Source organism: Pseudomonas sp. NPDC077451, assembly GCF_044543345.1.
Lineage (GTDB): Bacteria > Pseudomonadota > Gammaproteobacteria > Pseudomonadales > Pseudomonadaceae > Stutzerimonas.
Genome location: NZ_JBITVX010000007.1, coordinates 205,413 through 224,225, shown reverse-complemented (window position 1 = coordinate 224,225; position 18,813 = coordinate 205,413). Strand labels below are relative to the sequence as shown.

The following is an 18,813-nucleotide window of genomic DNA, read 5'->3' as shown; positions in this document are numbered from 1 at the left end:
AAGACGGTCGGCGGTCAGCATGAGCTGATCGCCGACGCGATTTGATGAGCCCCGGGCGCTTTCAGCGTCCGGGGCTTTCGAGCAAGAGGGGCGGGCTAACATGACTTGCTAGTCAGCTTCTCGGACTGAGGTGATTCTTCATTTCAGCCATGCGTGGGACCGGGCTTTCCCGGATGTAAGCGGTTCACAACAAAAAACAAGGAACCCAACAATGAGTCAGACACTGCTGTCCATTCTGGCCTTCGTGCCGCTGGTGCTGGCGGGGGTACTGCTGATCGGCTTTCGCTGGCCGGCCAAGTACGCAATGCCGCTGGTTTTCGTGCTCACTGCGTTGATCGGCCTGCTGGCCTGGGACATGACCTTCAACCGGGTCCTGGCTTCCACGCTGCAAGGCTTGATTCTCACCGCCGCGATCCTCTGGATCATCTTTGGCGCCATCCTTCTTCTGAACACGCTTAAACACTCCGGGGGTATCGCGTCGATTCGTCGGGGCTTCGCCAATGTGAGCCCGGACAAGCGCGTCCAGGTGTTGATCGTGGCCTGGCTGTTCGGCTGCTTCATCGAGGGCGCCTCGGGCTTTGGTACCCCAGCAGCGGTCGCTGCGCCGCTGCTCGTCGCACTGGGCTTTCCGGCGCTGACGGCGGTGGTGCTTGGGATGATGGTGCAATCCACACCGGTGTCCTTCGGTGCGGTGGGTACGCCAATTCTGGTGGGTGTCGCGGGTGGTCTGGACCAGGCCACGCTCGGCGGTCAGCTGGCAACCGTGGGCAGCAACTGGGAAGTGTTCTTCCAGCTGATCTACTCCCGTGTGGCGATCATCCATGCGCTGTGCGGCATCCTCATGCCGCTGATCATGATCTGCATCATGACGCGCTTCTTCGGTCGCAACCGCTCCTGGGGCGAAGGGCTGGCGATGGCGCCGTTTGCCATTTTCACCGGTCTTGCGTTCGTGATTCCGTACGCTGCGGCGGGTGTGTTCCTCGGTCCGGAATTCCCTTCGATGATCGGCGCCCTGGTCGGTCTGGCTATTGTGGTTCCGGCGGCGAAGGCGGGCTTCCTGCTGCCCAAGACCAGCTGGGATTTCGCCCCGGCCAGCGAGTGGCCGGTTGAGTGGATGGGCAAGATCGAGATGAAGATCGATGACGTTGCCGGACGCACACCGATCTCCGTGCCGATGGCCTGGGCGCCTTACCTGCTGTTGGCGATCTTCCTGGTGATGTCGCGGATCTTCCCGGACCTCAAGGCGGCGTTGATGTCGGTGAGCTTCGGTTGGCGGGACATCCTCGGTGAAACCGGTGTGTCCGGCACGCTGGAGCCGCTGTATCTGCCAGGCGGGATTCTCTGCATGGTAGTGCTGGTGACCTTCTTCCTGCATCGGATGAAAGCCGCTCAGCTGGGCGCTGCCATCGCCGAATCGAGCAAGACGCTACTGGGCGCTGGCTTCGTGCTGATCTTCACCATTCCGATGGTGCGGATCCTGATCAACTCCGGCGTCAACGGTTCGGATCTGGTCTCCATGCCAGTGGCCATGGCACAACTGGTGGCCAACAGCGTAGGCGGGGTCTACCCGTTCTTCTCGCCTGCGGTTGGCGCACTGGGTGCTTTCATTGCCGGCTCCAACACAGTGTCCAACCTGATGCTGTCGCAGTTCCAGTACAACACCGCTGGGCTGCTGGGTATCTCCGGCGCGTTGATGGTAGCGCTGCAATCAGTAGGCGCTGCGGCTGGCAACATGATCGCTATCCACAACGTTGTCGCGGCTTCGGCCACGGTCGGCCTGCTGGGACGTGAGGGCATCACGCTGCGCAAGACCATGCTGCCGACGCTGTACTACCTCGTACTGGCTGGCACTATCGGCCTGATTGGCTTCTATGTGATGGGTATCAGCGATCCGCTGGTGGGCATCGCGACCGCTAGCTGACAGCTGCGTACGTGAACCCGGACGGGCGGCCTAGGCCGCCCGTTTTGTTTTGCCCTGAAATCTTTCGCAGGTGCGGGGTCTATCACCGAGGCGCCAGGGTTTGGCGCTCATCGCGTTCTGGTATAGCGTGCAGCGCAACCGAGACTGATCGAGGTGAATAATGAAAAAGTGGCAATGCGTGGTGTGTGGGCTCATCTATGACGAAGCCGAAGGCTGGCCGGACGACGGCATCGCGCCAGGCACTGCCTGGGAAGACGTGCCCGAGGACTGGCTGTGCCCTGACTGTGGCGTCGGCAAGATGGACTTTGAAATGATCGCGATCGGCTGATATGAACGACTCGAACCCAAACGCACCGCTGGTCATCATTGGCACCGGGCTGGCGGGCTACAACCTCGCCCGGGAATTCCGCAAGCTGGACAGTGAAACGCCGCTGTTGCTGATTACCGCTGACGACGGCCGCTCCTATTCCAAACCCATGCTCTCGACCGGCTTCGCCATGAACAAGGATGCCGATGCGCTCGGCATGACGGTGGCGGGCCCGATGGCCATTCAGCTCAACGCCGAGATTCGCACCCATACTCGAGTGACGCGTCTCGATCCGGCCAACCGTCGCGTTTGGATCGGCAACGAGCCCGTTCCCTACCGCGATCTGGTGATCGCCTGGGGGGCGCAGACCATTCAGGTGCCGGTCGACGGCGGTGCACAGGACGCCGTCTTCCCGATCAACGATCTGCTCGATTACGGGCGCTTCCGCGAGGCCGCACACGGTAAGCGGCGCGTATTGATCCTCGGGGCCGGGTTGATCGGCTGCGAATTTGCAAATGACTTGCTGCAAGGCGGCTATGAGGTCGATCTGGTCGCGCCGTGCGAGCAGCTCATGCCGTCACTGCTTCCGCCCGAACCCGCGGCTGCGGTCCGCCGAGGGCTTGAGTCTCTGGGTGCGCGGTTTCACCTGGGGCCGGTGCTCGAGCGGCTGGAACGTAACGGTGACGTCCTGCAGGCGCAGCTGTCAGACGGCCAGCGCCTGGAGTGCGATCTGGTGGTCAGCGCGGTGGGATTGCGTCCCCGTATCGAGCTGGCCGAGGCGGCAGGCTTGAAGGTCAATCGCGGCATTGAAGTGGACCGCCTGCTGCAGACTTCGACCGAGCATGTGTATGCATTGGGCGATTGTGCAGAGGTCGACGGGCTCAACCTGCTCTATGTAATGCCGTTGATGAGCGGCGTCCGTGCACTGGCCAGAACGCTCGTTGGCCAACCGACGCCGGTCACCTACGGACCGATGCCTATCACTGTGAAAACACCGGTATGCCCCCTTGTGGTGTCCCCTCCAGCTGCCGGTAGTCACGGCAGCTGGAACGTTGAAGGCGAGGGCAACAACCTCAAGGCAACCTTCCGTGGCCCTGACGGCAAGCTGCTCGGCTACGCACTCACCGGAACGGCTGTGCAAGAGCGTCTGGCGCTGAACAAGCAGTTGCCACCTGTGTTGGCGGAACTGCCTCAGGTTCTGTCGTTAAAGTCTTCGTAATGATTCGGCAAAGCGCTGGCGAGGACTGGCGCGAGTGCTAGCAGCGTGCCATGCTCCCAGAGGCCGCTGCCGCAGCCTAGAGCTGTTGCAGCGCTTCGGACGCTGTTCGGAGAACAGCGGATCACAACAACAAGAAAGTCTTAGAGGCTACCTATGCGCAAACCGGAACTCGCAGCCGCTATCGCCGATAAGGCCGATCTAACCAAGGATCAGGCCAATCGTGTACTCAACGCCGTGCTGGATGAAATTACCAGCGCACTCAACCGAAAGGACAGCGTGACCCTGGTGGGTTTCGGCACCTTCGTACAACGTCACCGCGGGGCCCGTACGGGCAAGAACCCGCAAACGGGCGAACCCGTCACCATCAAGGCCAGCAACACCGTGGCTTTCAAGCCGGGAAAGATGCTGAAAGACGCGATCAATTAAAATCGCGCCGCCCGGGGCCGCCCAGGCTCCGGGTCAGCCTGACTGAACAGTCCACTCCAGACCCTTCTGTTCTCCTGCTTTCCCCGCTCAGACCAGCCGCTACAATGCCGCTTTTCTTGCCAATGGTCGGCCAATCATGAAATTTCGCTTTCTTCTCTGGATGCTGGGTCGCCTGATGACCAAGGCCAGCCGCAACAACCCCGATTTCCAGAAGCAACTCGGTGACAAAGACCTGACCTTCCAGCTGCACACACTGGACGGCAAGGTGGCTCGGCATTACAGGGTCAAGGATCAGCGCGTCACCAGTCACGGCGGTCCAGCAAACGAGTCAGCATTCGCCATCGGCTTCAAGGACAGCGCCTACGGCTTCGCCACCATGAACGCGAAGAACAAGCAGCTTGCGTTCATGCAAGGTATTCAGAACAAAGACATCCAGATCCAGGGCAATCCAGCGCTGGTGATGTGGTTTCAGGGCCTGACCAAATACCTCAAGCCTCGGAAGAAAAAGCCGGAAGCGGCGTGAGGTGGGGTGGCTTTTATTGCCTATAGCCAAAAGGCCTTGTGCCGCCTCAGCGCGGCGTGACGCGGGTAATATCGCCGCATCTGCTGTGGCTCCGCTCACCAACTGCCGTAGGGTACGCCGAACTTTTCGACGTATCGTTTAGATGCCTTAGGTTGTGGATAGTAATTGCCGCCGGATTTCCCAAGGTGCGGCCCAAGTGGCTCTATTTCGGCTTGCCCGCGAGCGATCTTTACTGGAGATCCGCAACTGTCTATCGCCCATGCCTGTACAACCCCTCCAGGAGCTAGCCCAAGATACAGGGCCGCCATATAACGCGCGGTGCGCTCGGGTGTCTCTTCGCAGCGTCGATGCGTGGAGTCGTACATGATCTGCCTGGCTTCTTCGCCTATATCGATCCAGGCTCGGTAGGTTTGTGGCTCAACCGCAGATTGCCAGCGTACATAGATCCGTTTCGGTAGGTCTGCACCTGCGACTGCCCTACTGTTTCCTCCTACGCCGCCGACCCAACCCCGAGCAGTCTCCGTCGCATCTCCAGGGTTCCCATTCCCTATAACGCCGCCGCTTCCGTGGTCGAAGGTCCGACCGTTGACGTCTTCGACCAAGCTGGCTTCGACCCAGCCGGTCATGTAATTGGGCCCAAAGAACTCCAGGCTCCACCATCTGGCTTTGGGGTCGTTCTCCCCGGGCGAGGTATTGCTGGTTTGGCAACCGAAAGTAAGCGTCGCCGATAGTGCGACGAGGAGAATTTTTTTCAAAATAAGGACCACTCAGATACGTGAGAATGGTGACGACGAATCCCATCAGTAGTTGGAGCATTGATGTAAACCAAGCTTGCCCCGGTATGGGTGCGTTTACCGAGAGGGTTGTTCCAGTGTGCGGATATATGGATGTAACGGTTTCTCAGCATTGCCTCTTCAGCGGCGGTCGTTTGGTAATCACCAACTGAGAAGCGCGCGTAGAGCGGATCAAGTTCGGTTGGCAGAGCGTAGTAAGGATCGTGCTGATCGATCTCATCGAACTGAACTCCACCCCGCTTAGCCAGTTCATACATGACACGTAGATACACTCGCGATAGCTCTCCCCTGACTTGGCGTCTGAGTTGCAGTCCGGCATAGATTCGCTGTTGGCGAGGCGCCAGGCGATCCTGCGAGTCGATGGGAAGCAGTTGAGCTTCTGGCGTAACGATCTCGAGCATAGAAGCTGGCCAGCCATCGCTAATCAGTCGCTGTTTGGCTAACTCAGCGTCCCGGTAAATTGATGATGCTGTAACATCAACGCCTTGTGCAGTTGTCAGTGCCTGCATCGGGGCGATGAGCACACGCTCTTCAGTTTCGGTCAGATACCCTCCGCCGATGTCGGAGTGCGCGCCGGGCAAGACGATTTCGGTGTGATCCGGTTTTACGGTACTCAGCGGAAAGTTCGCGCGTATCTCATCACGGGCTACTAGGTGCACCACGTTGCTGAAGTGCTTAGGAGAGAGGTAAAGGTTCAGCCATGGAGTTATCGAACTTCGAATGTAACCGAGGTTGGTCAGTCCTCCGACTGACGCAACGGTATCAAAAAGGCCGATGAACCCCATGTTTATGTCTTGCTGATAGCGAGCCCTGAACGTTGAGCTAAACGCTTTGGTGTTATCAAGTGCTGTTCGCAGCGGACCTTGGTTGCCTCGAACTATTTCGTTGGCGAAGTGGCGCGCCGCCGCTGCGCCGCGGCTAAAGCCGAAGCTATCGAAAGTTAAGCCGCTGATCTCGCAATTTGGGTTCTGGCCGATTATCTCGTCAACTAGGCCCCGAATTCGACTAAAGGCTTCCTGCACTTTCCCGGACACGCCTGTAGCCCCTCTCCCAGCGCCAGCACCTATGAGACTGTCATCCTTTCCTACATCGGTGCCGATGCCCTCGATATATAGCTTTCGATAGGCCTGTTTCTGCGGTCCGGTTCCTACAAGTGATGGTGGAGCGGAGTAAAGCTCGCTGAGCTTTTTGATATTCGTTATGTCATTCCCATAACTGCTATCCGGGTTGGCCATGTACGGCTTGCAGCTGGTGTCCAGGTCTTCCTTCTGGATCGGATGCTGCGCGCCGCAGGCCAGGCCGAGGGCAGTGTTGGTGGCGTTGTTGCCTGTGCCGTCGAAGAACACGCCGATGCGTAGAGCCAGCTTGATCTTCTCGGCAGGCTTGACGGGTTCCCTGGCGTGGCGTTCGTATTCGGACCAGCGCTCGGCGTGTATATCGACCGGTTCGATGTTGCGCAGCTCGGCTTCGCGCTTGGCTTGAGGAATGTTTGGGACGTAACCGCTCATGCTTCTACCTTCCCTGGCAAGTGAGGCTGGATGATCTGGGTTGACACGCCGTTGAGCTACATCCTGTTGGTCACGGCGCGGGCGTCAGTAGGAACCACCGTTAGGGATGATTCAAGCAGCCGGTTCACAAAGCGCACGGTCGGCCTGGTGGTTTCGGGGTGGCAATGGCATTTCAGTGCGATGCAATCGGACCCTGCTGCGCCAGCCATGCGCGGGCTTCGTCGAGCAGCCAGTCACGAAAGGCGTTCAAGGCCGCCGACTCTACGCGACGTTCCGGGATCATCAGGTGGTAGGCCTGGTTCTCACGCCGGAACGAGTGTGGGTGCGCAATCACCAGGCGTCCCTCGGCCAGTTCGCGCTGGATCAGGAACGGCGGAATCAGCGCCACGCCCATCTGGTGCTCGGCGGCCTGGGCGAGCATCGAGAACAGCTCCAGGCGGGGGCCAGTCATATCCCGGGCGACTTTCATGCCCAGCGAATCGAACCACTGGCGCCAGGCATAGGGGCGTGTGGTCTGTTGCAGCAATGGCATCTCGCCAATGGTCTGTGGCGCCAGCGCATTCGCACCGTCCAGCAGGGCCGGGCTGCACACTGGCACCGACTGCTCCGGCATCAGGGAATAGGCGACCGTACCGGACCAGTCGCCGTCACCGAAGTAGATCGCCGCATCGAATTCGGTATCGGCGAATAGGAAGGGGCGGGTGCGGTTGGTCAGGTTGACGGTGATTTCCGGGTGCAACGCCTGAAACTGCCGCAGCCGTGGCAGCAGCCATTGCGTGCCAAAGGTCGGCACCAGCGCCAGCTCGATGGTCTGCGCGCCTTGCTGGCCCATTACCGAAAGCGTATCGCGCTCCACCGCATCGAGCTGCGTGGCGACCCGCCGTGCATAGGACTGCCCGGCCTCGGTCAGTTTCACGCCGCGGCGGGAACGGCGAAACAGCTCCAGCCCGAGGAATTCTTCCAGCCCGCCGATCTGTCGGCAGATTGCACTCTGGGTCAGGGCCAGCTCTTCGGCAGCACGGGTAAAGCTCTGGTGGCGCGCGGCCGCTTCGAAGGCGACAAGCGCGGCTGTGCTGGGAATCTTGCGACGCATTATGCGGCTGTCTCACTAATGGGCGGGTATTCAGTACATTTAGCATAGCCTGTAGTGAGTAAATCGCACAGATCATTGCGAATTACTCGTTTGCCGGCTGGCGCCATAGCTTCTAGGATCAATGCATTCGAATGCTGCACCGGGCGCTGAGTCCGGTTCACCGTCTACGACAAGAGGACCACCCATGGCTGGCAAAGCAAGCTTCAACTGGATCGACCCACTGCTGCTCGATCAGCAGCTCACCGATGAAGAGCGCATGGTGCGCGACAGCGCTCAGCAGTTCGCCGCCGACAAGCTGGCGCCACGGGTGCTTGAAGCCTTCCGTCACGAGCGCACCGATGCGGCAATCTTCCGTGAGATGGGCGACACCGGCTTGCTCGGCGCGACCATTCCTGAAGCGTACGGTGGCAGTGGTTTGAGCTACGTGTGCTACGGCCTGATCGCTCGTGAGGTCGAGCGCATCGATTCCGGTTACCGCTCGATGATGAGCGTGCAGTCGTCGCTGGTGATGGTGCCGATCAACGAGTTCGGCAACGAGGAAACCAAGCAGAAGTATCTGCCCAAACTGGCCAGCGGCGAGTACATCGGCTGCTTCGGTCTGACCGAACCGAACCACGGCTCCGATCCGGGTTCGATGGTCACTCGCGCAAAGAAGGTCGACGGTGGCTACCGCCTGTCCGGGGCGAAGATGTGGATCACCAACAGCCCGATCGCCGACGTCTTCGTGGTCTGGGCGAAGGACGACGAGGGCGCGATCCGCGGGTTCGTGCTGGAGAAGGGCTGGGAAGGGCTGAGCGCTCCGGCGATTCACGGCAAGGTCGGCCTGCGCGCTTCGATCACCGGCGAGATCGTCATGGACAACGTGTTCTGTCCGGAAGAGAACGCCTTCCCCGATGTGCGCGGCCTGCGCGGTCCGTTCACCTGCCTGGATTCGGCCCGTTACGGCATCAGCTGGGGCGCGCTGGGCGCCGCCGAGTTCTGCTGGCACACCGCCCGCCAATACACGCTGGACCGCCAGCAATTCGGCCGCCCGCTTGCGGCCAACCAGCTGATCCAGAAGAAGCTGGCCGACATGCAGACCGAGATCACCCTGGCCCTGCAAGGCTGCCTGCGCCTTGGCCGGATGAAGGACGAAGGCACCGCTGCGGTGGAAATTACCTCGATCATGAAGCGCAACAGCTGCGGCAAGGCGCTGGACGTAGCCCGCCTGGCTCGGGACATGCTCGGCGGCAACGGCATCAGCGACGAGTTCGGCGTGGCGCGGCATCTGGTCAACCTCGAAGTGGTCAACACTTACGAAGGCACCCACGACGTGCATGCGCTGATCCTCGGCCGCGCGCAGACCGGCATTCAGGCGTTCTTCTAAGCGGTGCCGTAGGGTGGATGGCGCTACTTCATCCACCTTCGGCTACGCCGACAACTTCAGCTCCGCTTGGTGGATGGGTAACGCGTCAGCTACGCGCCCCGATCCACCCTACGTTTTCCTCGCACAGCTGCAGGCCCATTTCCCGCGGTGGCGATAATCTCTTGAGGCTTCATCATGCCCGGCGCCCTTTCCCATATCCGCGTCCTCGACCTGTCGCGTGTGCTCGCTGGCCCGTGGAGCGGGCAGATTCTTGGTGATCTTGGCGCCGAGGTGATCAAGGTCGAGCGGCCCGGCACCGGAGACGACACCCGTCATTGGGGCCCGCCGTACCTGAAAGATCAGGAGGGCGAGAATACTTCGGAAGCGGCGTATTACCTGTCTGCCAACCGCAACAAGCAGTCTCTGACCCTGGATTTCACCCAGCCTGAGGGTCAGCGGATTATCCGTGAGTTGGTATCGCGGTGTGATGTGCTGCTGGAGAACTTCAAGGTGGGAGGGTTGGCGGCCTACGGACTCGATTACGAAAGCCTCAAAGCAATCAACCCCAAGCTCATCTATTGCTCGATCACCGGTTTCGGCAGCGATGGTCCCTATGCCCAGCGTGCCGGTTACGACTTCATGATCCAGGGGCTTGGCGGCCTGATGAGCCTGACCGGTCGCGCCGAAGACGAAGAGGGCGCCGGTCCGGTCAAGGTCGGCGTGGCGCTGACGGACATCCTCACCGGTCTCTACGCCACGGTTGGCGTGCTGGCCGCGCTCAATCATCGTGAGCAGAGCGGCGTCGGCCAGCACGTGGAGCTGGCGCTGCTGGACGTACAGGTGGCCTGTCTGGCTAACCAGGCGATGAACTACTTGACCACAGGCGTCGCGCCCAAGCGCATGGGCAACGCACACCCCAATATCGTGCCCTATCAGGATTTCCCCACCGCCGACGGCGACATCATCCTCACCATCGGCAACGACGGGCAATTCCGCAAATTCGCCGAGGTGGCCGGCCACCCCGAGTGGGCGACTGATCCCCGTTTCGCCAGCAACAAGGCGCGCGTGGCGCATCGCAAGGAGCTGGTGCCGATGATCCGCCAGGTCACGGTCTTCCGCACTACGCCTGAGTGGGTCGCCGTGCTGGAGGAGGCCGGAGTGCCTTGCGGCCCCATCAATGATCTTGCCCAGGTCTTTGCAGATCCGCATGTTCAGGCGCGAGGGCTGCGCGTGGACATGTCGCATCCCTTGGCCGGCAGCGTGCCGCAGGTCGCCAGCCCGATCCGGCTTTCCGAAACGCCAGTCGAATACCGCAAGGCGCCTCCCCTGCTTGGCGAACACAGTGAGGCCGTGCTGCAGCAACTGGTGGGGCTGAGTTTCGAAAAGATCCTTTCCCTGCGGCAGTCCGGGGTGGTCTGAGCTGGGAGTGGCCTGAACTCTCGAGCCGCTTGGCTATCCTTATTCCTGTACCCTGGTTTTTTGGATGGACGAGCACATCATGCAGACGCAGCGTTTACGTATCACCTGGCAGCTTTCGGTTGTCTTGTTCATGTCCTGGCTGCTGGCCGGTTGCGGTATCAACAACATTCCCCAATACGACGAGCAGGTAAAGTCCGCCTGGTCTCAGGTGGAAAACCAGTACCAGCGCCGTGCCGATCTCATTCCTAACCTGGTCGAGACGGTCAAAGGCTTCGCCCGCCAGGAGCAGGAAACCCTGACCGCTGTCACTGAGGCTCGCTCAAAGGCCACCTCCATTCAGATCAGCGCAGAGGATTTGGACGATCCCGAAAAAATGCAGCGCTTCCAGCAGGCACAGAATCAGCTGACGGGCGCTTTGAGCCGATTGATGGCCGTCTCCGAGCGCTATCCGGATCTGAAGTCCAACCAGAACTTCCTCGCGTTGCAATCCCAGCTTGAGGGCACCGAGAACCGCATCGCCGTTGCGCGCCGCGACTTCATCACGTCGGTCGAGCGTTACAACACCGAGATCCGCACCTTTCCTGGCCGCATCTGGCACACCCTGATGTACAGCGACATGCCGATCCGCGAGAACTTCGAGGCGACCACTGAGAACGCCGATCAGGCGCCACAAGTGCAGTTTCAATGACTCGTCCGCTCTCACTGATCCTGGCGCTGCTTTTCTGGGCGAGCGGCGTTGTCGCCCAGGAAGTCGAGTTGCCGGCGTTGACCGGCAGGGTGGTTGATCAGGCCGAGTTGCTCGACACCCAGGCCGAAGCACGCCTGACCAGCATGCTCGCCGCCCATGAGCAAGCGAGCGGGGAGCAGGTTGTCGTCGTCACCGTGCCGGACCTTCAGGGGCGAAGCATTGAGGAATATGGCGTCGACCTTGGCCGCGAGTGGGGCATCGGGCAGAAAGACGAAGACACCGGCGCGCTGCTGATCGTCGCTCGCGACGATCGCCTGGTGCGTATTGAGGTTGGCTACGGCTTGGAAGGCCGGCTAACCGATGCGCAATCGTCGGTCATCATCAATCGAATCATCACGCCTGCCTTCCGTGAAGGTGACTTCACTCGCGGGATCACCGAAGGCACCGCCGCGATAATCCAGGTGCTTGGCGGAGACCCCTTGCGTACCGCCGGCATGCAGCCGGCGATGCCCATGGGTGCGCAGGAACCCGGCGGCCTCGGCATTCTCGGCTTCTTCCTGATGCTGGTCGCCATCTTCGTGATCGGCGGGGGGCGAGGCGGTCGTGGCGGCGGTCGTGGCGCCGGGCGAGCGCTGCTGCTGGGCGCATTGCTCGGTGGCATGGGTCGCGGCGGCGGTGGCGGCGGATTTGGTGGCGGTGGTTTCGGCGGTGGCGGTGGCGGCTTCGGCGGCGGTGGTGCTTCCGGTGGCTGGTAACCGATTGATCACATCGCCATTTGGGTGGAGCAGTCCGAGCCTCCAGCCGATCCAATCAGCACAACGAGAGCCTTCAGCGAAGATGAGTACGCAATGACCCTACTGTCCGAAAACGAGCTGAAACAGGTATCCGATGCGATCGACCTAATCGAGCGGGATACCGATGCTGAGCTGGTGACCGTCCTTGCCGCCCAGGCAGACGACTACCGCTACATTCCGCTGCTCTGGGCGAGCCTGCTGGCGCTGATATTGCCTGGCGCGTTGCTGTTCTTCACCGGATGGCTGGCTGCTTGGCAATTGCTGCTGGTGCAGTGGCTGACCTTTGTCGTGCTGGCGGTGGTGTTTCGCATTCCGAGCGTGACCAGTCGGCTGATTCCACGCTCGGTTCGGCACTGGCGCGCCTGCAATCTGGCGCGGCGTCAGTTCATCGAGCTGAATTTGCACCACACCGTCGGTGGGACGGGCATGCTGATCTTCGTCTCCGAAGCCGAGCGCTATGTGGAGATCCTGGTGGATCAGGGGATTTCCAGCCGCATCGATGACAGTGTCTGGCAGTCGATCGTCGATACCTTTACCGAAGACGTGCGCAGCGGTCAGGTGCTGGAAGGCTTTCTAAGCTGTATCGAAACCTGCGGTTCGCTGCTCAAGCAGCATGTGCCGGCAACCCATGAGCGCAACGAGTTGCCGAACCATCTCGTAGTTCTTGAGTGACCATGGGAAGAGCGCATAAGGCTGGGCGGCTGAACCCAGAAAGGGATGGAGCCTGGCGTGGGTGTAAACCGACACAGCGTTAGCCACGGACGGCAAGGGTTGTGCCCACCCTATGTGGCTGCAGTAGCAAAGCCAGCTGAAACCGCGACCACCCTAGTATGCGTTTTTCAGCTCGATCACGATCTCAGTGCCGCGGCCTTGGGCTGCAGAAAACAGAACGGCGGGGCAACGCGATTCACCATCGCACTGCCTCCGCCGTTTTGCGTCATGGCCTGGGTCAGGCCATTCCGGGGCCTTCGTCCTCGGGTTGCTCCACCGGAGCCAGTTCGAGGAACGGCGCGTTTTCCATGGCGCTGGCGGCCACCCGGTCGATGGTGCTCATGGCATGGCCGATGATCGAGCTGACGCTGGCCTGGTGATGATGCTCAGGCAAGCGCTCGATGGCTGCGAGGACGTCCTCTCCGGGCACGGTTTCCTCGGCCAGCAGCTGGTCAGCGATCTCATCCAGTGCCGGTTTGAGCCGCTGCAGCAGGGCCATGCATTCACGGTCGAGCTGCTTGAGCAGAGTGTCGGCCGCACGGATGGATTCGCCGGAATCGAACTCGATGTGCGCGTCGCGTACCGCCTGCAAACTCAGCAGCGAACCGTTCGGGCCCATCCCCAGTGCGCCAACCATCGACAGCGCGATCTTCGAGGCTTCCTGCAGGTCCTGACCGGCACCGGAGGAGACTTCATGGAAGTACAGCTGCTCGGCACCACGGCCGGCCAGCAGCATCTGGATGCGGTTGCGCAGCTCGGACTCCATGTGTAGACGCTTGTCTTCTACCGGCGTTACCAGCGTCACGCCCAGGGCCTGGCCGCGCGGCAGGATGGTGACTTTCTCTACCCGACCGGTTTTCAGCGCGGCGGCGACCAGCGCGTGGCCGGCCTCGTGCACGGCGATGCGTTTGCGGTCAGTGGGCGACATGGGCGTCACACCCGACGGCTGCTCGCCGATGCGGCAGGTTTCCACCGCGTCGACGAAATGCGCCATGGTCACCGTCTTCGCTGCGCCACGTGCAGCAAGCAGGGCGGCATGGTTGGCGATATAGGCAATAGCGGCGGGCGTCAGGCCCACGGTGTTACGCGCCAGCTGGGCGAAATCCAGATCCTGCTCGGACCGGACTTTGTCGGCGTACAGGCGGAACAGCGCCTCGCGGTCGTTCAGCCCCGGCAGGCCGACGGCGATCGAGCGATCGAAGCGGCCCTCACGGACCAGAGCGGGGTCCAGCGAGTTTGGGAAGTTGGTGGCACCCAGTACCAGCACGCCGCTTGCACCGTCGAAGCCATCCATTTCAGCGAGGAACTGGTTGATGATGCGGTTGCTTTCGGCATCGCTGGAGCGCTGCTGTTCGGCGCGCTTGCCGATGCCATCGATCTCGTCGATGAAGATGATGCACGGCGCCTGTTTACGCGCGGTACGGAACAGCGCCTTGACCTTCTGGATGCCGACGCCGAAGTACATCGATGAGAAGTCGCTACCGGTGACCTGAATGAAGCTGGCGTTGGACTCGGTAGCCAGGGCCTTCGCCAGCTGGGTCTTACCGGTGCCGGGCTCGCCGGTGAGCAGCACGCCCTTGGGAGGACGGGCACCCAAGGCGGCATAGGCGGAGGGGTCACGCAGATAGGCAGTGACGTCGCTCAAGGCCTGCTTGGCTTCGCTGGCACCGATGACGTCGGCAAAGCTGATGCCGCTGCCCTTGCGATGCACCTGAAACGCCTGGCTCTTGATTGCCAGGTAGGTCAAGGCACCCACCAGCAGCAGTATGAATGGCGCGTAGGGCAACGCACTCTTGTACCAGGGCGCCTCGGCGTCTGTCTCGAACAATGTCAGCGGGAAAAGCTGACCTTCGCTGCTGGCGTACTGATCGAGCAGGAGCTGGGCAACGCGCCCGGACTGATCGGGCACCCAATATCGCAGCCCGTCGTGCAGGCTGATGTAGACCGCATCTTTGCCCAGCGCGGCGCTGACGATGGCGTCGCCACGTAAGTCGCCCATCAGCACAGAAAGATCACGGCGATTGGCTTGCCAGGGGGCGGTCGACTCCTGCAGGGCTTCGAGCATGCTGGCCGCCGCACCCGTCGCGGGCGTTGACGGTGCGGCTGGCCACAACTGCCAGAACGCAACGCAAGCGGCAACCAGCAGCAGGAAAACGGAGAGCACAGGGCCGCGGCGACCTTGTAGCAGACGTGGTGTTTTCATTTCACATCCAATCGGGAAGCCCGATGTTCGACAAACAACCGCCGAAGGGCGGACCACAGTTGTTCGCGGGGAAGCCCCGCGGCGCCAATCACATGGCGCGACACAGTACGGGCTCGTTGGATGCGATTTATATGCCGGACTGCGAATCGGGTTGCTGAACTCCGATAGCCGGCGAGAATACGGCAAGTGCCACCATACAAGTGGCAACACGACGAATGGCGGGGCGGTTTGCGACGAATGACCGTTTGGTCGTGGAACCGAAACGGCGTACGACGTTCGTGATTTCGAGCCTTGACGCAGCATCGCTTCGACGCAGGATACGAATGGGCTGGCGCCGCGACGGTTCAACGCTGCCCATCAACGCCCTTCGCCTATGCGAAGGGCGTCGCGGCTCAGCCCGCCCTTAGGTCAGTGCCCGCCGTTACGTCGCTCGGCGATGGTCTCCGGCGTCAGTTCGCCACGCTGCGAGCCGAAATGGCTGAGCATGAAGTTACCCAGAGCCGACACCTCACGGTTATTGAAGTGGCGGTTGAAGGCTGGCATCAGGTGATGTCCGTTTGGTCCGTGCAAGGCATCACCGTTGAGGATCACCTGGACCAGATTCAGCCCTTGCGGATCGTTCAACGTGCGCAGGCCGCGCAGCGAGGCATAGTCACTCTGACGACCGCTGCCGTCCCACTGATGGCAGCTGGCACAGGTTTCCGCAAACAGCTTTTGCCCCAGCGGATAGGCGCTGTCGGTCGGTGGCCCGCTCGCCAGTTGCTGCGCCGATGGCCGAATCACGTCGGCCGGGCGCGCCGGAACCGATTCGAGGTAGGTCACCATGGCCTGGATATCCTCGGGCGTCAGGTGCCGCAGGCTGTAATTGACGACTTCGGCCATTGGCCCGCCGGCGACGCCGTAGCCGGGCGCTACGCCTTGGGCGAGGTAGCGCGCCAAGGCGTCATCCGGCCAGCCACCGATCCCAGCCTGCTCGTCGGACGTGATATTCCAGGCACTCCAGCCCTGGATCGTCGCGCCCGCCAAGTGCTCGGAGCCGTTCTTCGCCTGCATCAGATTTCGCGGTGTGTGGCACTCACCGCAGTGCCCTGGCCCCTGAACGAGATAGGCGCCACGATTCCACTGCTCGGACTGCTCCGGGTCGGGCTCGAATCGTTCGTCATCAAGGAACAGCAGGTTCCACAGAGCAATGCCCCAGCGTTGGTTGAACGGGAAACCGATGTCGTTCTCCTTGTTCGGCTGGTTCACCGGCTCCAGGCTGAACAGATAGGCCTTGATCGCCAGGATGTCCTCACGTGGCATCAGCGTGTAGGAGGTGTAGGGGAACGCCGGATAGTAATGCTTGCCATCTGGCCCTACGCCCTGCTGCATGGCCTCGACGAAGTCATCGTCGCTCCAGGTGCCGATGCCGGTCTCGTTGTCCGGTGTGATGTTGGTGGAATACAGCGTGCCGAACGGCATTTTCACCGGAAGGCCGCCTGCGTAAGGCTTGCCGCCTTCGGCTACGTGGCACGCCAGGCAGTCGGCCGCATGGGTCAGGTATTCGCCGCGTTCGAGCAGTGCGCTATCGGCAGGTTGCGCGGGGGTTGCGCCAGCGTAAAGCGCAAGCGCAGCGCCCAGCAGGCTGCCGAGAGAAAGTCGAGTCATCATGCTGGGCTCCTCAAATCACGTAATAACCGGCACGTGCCAGCGGCAGACGGCGGATTCGCGTGCCATTGGCTGAAGCCAGGGCGTTGACCAACGCGGGGGCGATCATCGCCGTCCCGGCCTCACCTACCCCACCAGGCGCCTCGCGACTTTCGACGATGAAGGTCTCCACCGGCGGCGCTTCGCTGATCCGTAGCTGGCGGTAATCGTGGAAGTTGCTCTGCTCGACACGGCCTTTGCTGACGGTGATCTCGTTGAACAGTGCAGCCGAAAGGCCGAATAGCGTGCCGCCTTCGATCTGCGATTTGACGGACACCGGGTTCATCACCTGACCGCAATCGATGGCCACGACCAGCCGCTTGAGCTTGATGCCCTTGTCTTCGCTGACCTGCAGCTCGACCACGGTCGCGAGGAAACTGCCAAACACCTCCTGCACCGCGACGCCGCGGCCATGCCCGGCCTCAAGCGGCCCGCTCCAGCCAGCCTGCTCAGCGGCGAGGCGCAGCACCGCCTGGGCACGCGGGTGGCTGCCGAGCAACTCCATGCGGTACTCCACCGGGTCGCGGTCGACGCTACGTGCCACTTCGTCAATGAAGCTTTCGAGCATGTAGGTACTGCGCAGTGGTCCCACTCCGCGCCACCAGGATTGACGCAGGGCTTTGGGTGGCACCGGTACATAATTCACCCGCAGATTCTGCATCGCATAGATCGGATGAATCGCGACCTCTACCGCGTCACCATCCAGCCCGCTATCGGGGACCGCGGCTGGAGCAAAGCGGGCCAGCACCGACGCACCGGCAATGGTGTGACGCCATCCTAGAAGACGGCCCTCGGCATCCATCGCCGCGGCGAAGCGGTCGATGTAATGCGGGCGGTACATGTCATGAGTGGTGTCTTCCTCGCGCAGCCAGGTCAGCTTGATCGGGTAATCGACCTTCGCTGCGATGGCCGCGGCTTGATGGATGAAATCCACCTCCAGCCGACGTCCAAAGGCGCCGCCAATGAGCTGATTGTTGACGATGATCTGCTCTGCCGGGCGGCCCGAGGCTTCGGCAGCAGCCGTCTGCGCGCGTACCGGCACCTGCGTTCCGACCCAGAGCTCCACAGCGTCAGGGCGGACCTGGGCGACGCAGGTCATGGGCTCCAGCGCGGCGTGGGCCAGGAAGGGCATCTGGTATTCGGCTTCGAAGGTCTTGGCGGCATCCTTCAGCGCCTTGTCAATGTCGCCCTGTTCGTTGGCGAGGGCGCCGGGTTTGTCCAGTGCTTCTTTGATCTCACGCTCCATCTGCGCGGAGTCGATATTGGCGTTGTCGCCGTAGTCCCATTCGATTTCCAGCGCGCGCACACCGGCAAACGTAGCCCAGGTGTGCTCGCCTATGACTGCAACGGCATCGCCAAGGCGAATCACGTCGATGACGCCGGGCACCTTCCGGGCAGCGCGGTCATCGACACTGCGAACGGTGCCGCCGATGACCGGGCAGGCGCGTGCTGATGCGTACTTCATGCCGGGCACCACGAGGTCGATGGTGAATCGCGCCGTGCCGTTGACCTTCGCCGGTGTGTCCAACCGCCGGGTGGGTTTGCCGATCAGCTTGAACTGCTCGGCAGGCTTGAGCGCAATATTTTCCGGCACCGGCAGCTTGGAGGCGTCATCGACCAGCTCGCCATAGCCGAAACTCTGACCATTGGGGCCCAGCACGCGGCCGTTCTCGGCACGCAACTGATCGGCGCCGACCTGCCAGCGTTGGGCGGCCGCCTGTATCAGCAGCAATCGTGCGGCCGCGCCGGCCTGGCGCAACGGCTCCCAATTACTGCGGATAGAGGTCGAGCCGCCGGTCGCCTGGAAATTCAGCAGTTTATCGTTGTAGATCGCCTCGTTCGGCGGCGCCTCCTTGAGGGTGATCTGATCGAGGCCAATTTCCAGCTCCTCGGCAATCATCACCGCCAGGCCGCTCTGCGCGCCCTGGCCCATTTCGATCTTCGGCACGGTGAAGATCACCTTTCCATCGCGATCGATGCCGATAAAAGCGTCCAGTGCCGTGGCGTTGGACATCGGCTGGTCTTCCGGTCCTTCGCTGAGCACCTGTTCGGCGAAGCTGCGACCCGGGAAGGGCAGCGAAAAGCCGATCACCAGCCCACCAAGGGCCAAGCTGCCAACCTTCAACAGGTTGCGCCGTGAGCGGGATTCAAGAGTCGTGTCTGGGTGGGCCATTTC

General features: G+C 61.6%; 16 protein-coding genes. 10 read left to right on the top strand and 6 right to left on the bottom strand.

Features of this window, described 5'->3' with window-relative positions; translation table 11 throughout:
- Nucleotides 1-211: 211 nt before the first annotated feature.
- The 5 genes from ACIGHL_RS13715 (at nt 212) to ACIGHL_RS13695 (ending at nt 4,396) form a co-directional block, all read left to right on the top strand.
- Nucleotides 212-1,921, top strand: a complete 1,710-nt coding sequence (locus ACIGHL_RS13715) for an L-lactate permease (RefSeq protein ID WP_128120198.1) — start codon at nt 212-214, stop codon at nt 1,919-1,921.
- Nucleotides 1,922-2,081: 160 nt separating this feature from the next.
- Nucleotides 2,082-2,249, top strand: coding sequence for a rubredoxin (locus ACIGHL_RS13710; protein ID WP_046162989.1), 168 nt, complete (start codon nt 2,082-2,084; stop codon nt 2,247-2,249).
- Between the two features lies 1 nt (nt 2,250).
- Nucleotides 2,251-3,447, top strand: a complete 1,197-nt coding sequence (locus ACIGHL_RS13705; RefSeq protein ID WP_216706994.1) for an NAD(P)/FAD-dependent oxidoreductase — start codon at nt 2,251-2,253, stop codon at nt 3,445-3,447.
- Nucleotides 3,448-3,600: 153 nt separating this feature from the next.
- Nucleotides 3,601-3,873: an HU family DNA-binding protein gene (locus ACIGHL_RS13700; RefSeq protein WP_045431184.1), complete on the top strand. Its 273-nt coding sequence runs from the start codon at nt 3,601-3,603 to the stop codon at nt 3,871-3,873.
- Between the two features lie 136 nt (nt 3,874-4,009).
- The gene (locus tag ACIGHL_RS13695; RefSeq protein ID WP_128120199.1) at nt 4,010-4,396 is read left to right on the top strand and encodes a helicase; all 387 of its coding nucleotides are present in this window, start codon (nt 4,010-4,012) and stop codon (nt 4,394-4,396) included.
- A gap of 95 nt (nt 4,397-4,491) precedes the next feature.
- On the opposite strand, the gene ACIGHL_RS13690 is transcribed toward ACIGHL_RS13695, so the two are convergent.
- The 3 genes from ACIGHL_RS13690 to ACIGHL_RS13680 form a co-directional block, all read right to left on the bottom strand.
- On the bottom strand, nt 4,492-5,163 hold the full coding sequence (locus ACIGHL_RS13690; protein ID WP_342210444.1) for a DUF2931 family protein: 672 nt from the start codon (nt 5,161-5,163) through the stop codon (nt 4,492-4,494).
- Nucleotides 5,148-6,698 (bottom strand): T6SS phospholipase effector Tle1-like catalytic domain-containing protein, encoded by a 1,551-nt coding sequence (locus ACIGHL_RS13685; RefSeq protein ID WP_128120200.1) that lies wholly within the window; start codon nt 6,696-6,698, stop codon nt 5,148-5,150. Before ACIGHL_RS13685 ends, ACIGHL_RS13690 begins: the two co-directional genes overlap by 16 nt.
- Before the next feature lie 172 nt (nt 6,699-6,870).
- On the bottom strand, nt 6,871-7,791 hold the full coding sequence (locus ACIGHL_RS13680) for a LysR family transcriptional regulator (RefSeq protein ID WP_128120201.1): 921 nt from the start codon (nt 7,789-7,791) through the stop codon (nt 6,871-6,873).
- A gap of 184 nt (nt 7,792-7,975) precedes the next feature.
- Here ACIGHL_RS13680 and ACIGHL_RS13675 point away from each other — a divergent pair, with 184 nt between their 5' ends.
- The 5 genes from ACIGHL_RS13675 to ACIGHL_RS13655 all read left to right on the top strand — a co-directional run bounded on the left by ACIGHL_RS13675 (nt 7,976) and on the right by ACIGHL_RS13655 (nt 12,709).
- Nucleotides 7,976-9,157 carry an acyl-CoA dehydrogenase gene (locus tag ACIGHL_RS13675; RefSeq protein WP_045431172.1) on the top strand — a complete coding sequence of 394 codons (1,182 nt, stop codon included), beginning with the start codon at nt 7,976-7,978 and terminating at the stop codon, nt 9,155-9,157.
- Nucleotides 9,158-9,331: 174 nt separating this feature from the next.
- On the top strand, nt 9,332-10,555 hold the full coding sequence (locus ACIGHL_RS13670) for a CaiB/BaiF CoA transferase family protein (RefSeq protein WP_128120202.1): 1,224 nt from the start codon (nt 9,332-9,334) through the stop codon (nt 10,553-10,555).
- A gap of 64 nt (nt 10,556-10,619) precedes the next feature.
- Nucleotides 10,620-11,243, top strand: a complete 624-nt coding sequence (locus ACIGHL_RS13665; RefSeq protein ID WP_181689992.1) for a LemA family protein — start codon at nt 10,620-10,622, stop codon at nt 11,241-11,243.
- Nucleotides 11,240-11,998: a TPM domain-containing protein gene (locus ACIGHL_RS13660; RefSeq protein WP_128120204.1), complete on the top strand. Its 759-nt coding sequence runs from the start codon at nt 11,240-11,242 to the stop codon at nt 11,996-11,998. The genes ACIGHL_RS13665 and ACIGHL_RS13660 overlap by 4 nt, the downstream gene beginning before the upstream one ends.
- 93 nt (nt 11,999-12,091) lie before the next feature.
- A complete protein-coding gene (locus ACIGHL_RS13655; protein ID WP_128120205.1) occupies nt 12,092-12,709 on the top strand; it encodes a TPM domain-containing protein in 618 nt (205 codons plus the stop codon).
- A 277-nt stretch (nt 12,710-12,986) separates the two neighbouring features.
- On the opposite strand, the gene ACIGHL_RS13650 is transcribed toward ACIGHL_RS13655, so the two are convergent.
- The 3 genes from ACIGHL_RS13650 to ACIGHL_RS13640 all read right to left on the bottom strand — a co-directional run bounded on the left by ACIGHL_RS13650 (nt 12,987) and on the right by ACIGHL_RS13640 (nt 18,810).
- Entirely contained in the window at nt 12,987-14,951 is a 1,965-nt protein-coding gene (locus ACIGHL_RS13650) for an AAA family ATPase (protein WP_128120206.1), read from the bottom strand.
- A gap of 408 nt (nt 14,952-15,359) precedes the next feature.
- Nucleotides 15,360-16,598: a c-type cytochrome gene (locus tag ACIGHL_RS13645; protein ID WP_413818150.1), complete on the bottom strand. Its 1,239-nt coding sequence runs from the start codon at nt 16,596-16,598 to the stop codon at nt 15,360-15,362.
- Nucleotides 16,599-16,611: 13 nt separating this feature from the next.
- A complete protein-coding gene (locus ACIGHL_RS13640) occupies nt 16,612-18,810 on the bottom strand; it encodes a xanthine dehydrogenase family protein molybdopterin-binding subunit (RefSeq protein WP_128120208.1) in 2,199 nt (732 codons plus the stop codon).
- Nucleotides 18,811-18,813: the final 3 nt, after the last annotated feature.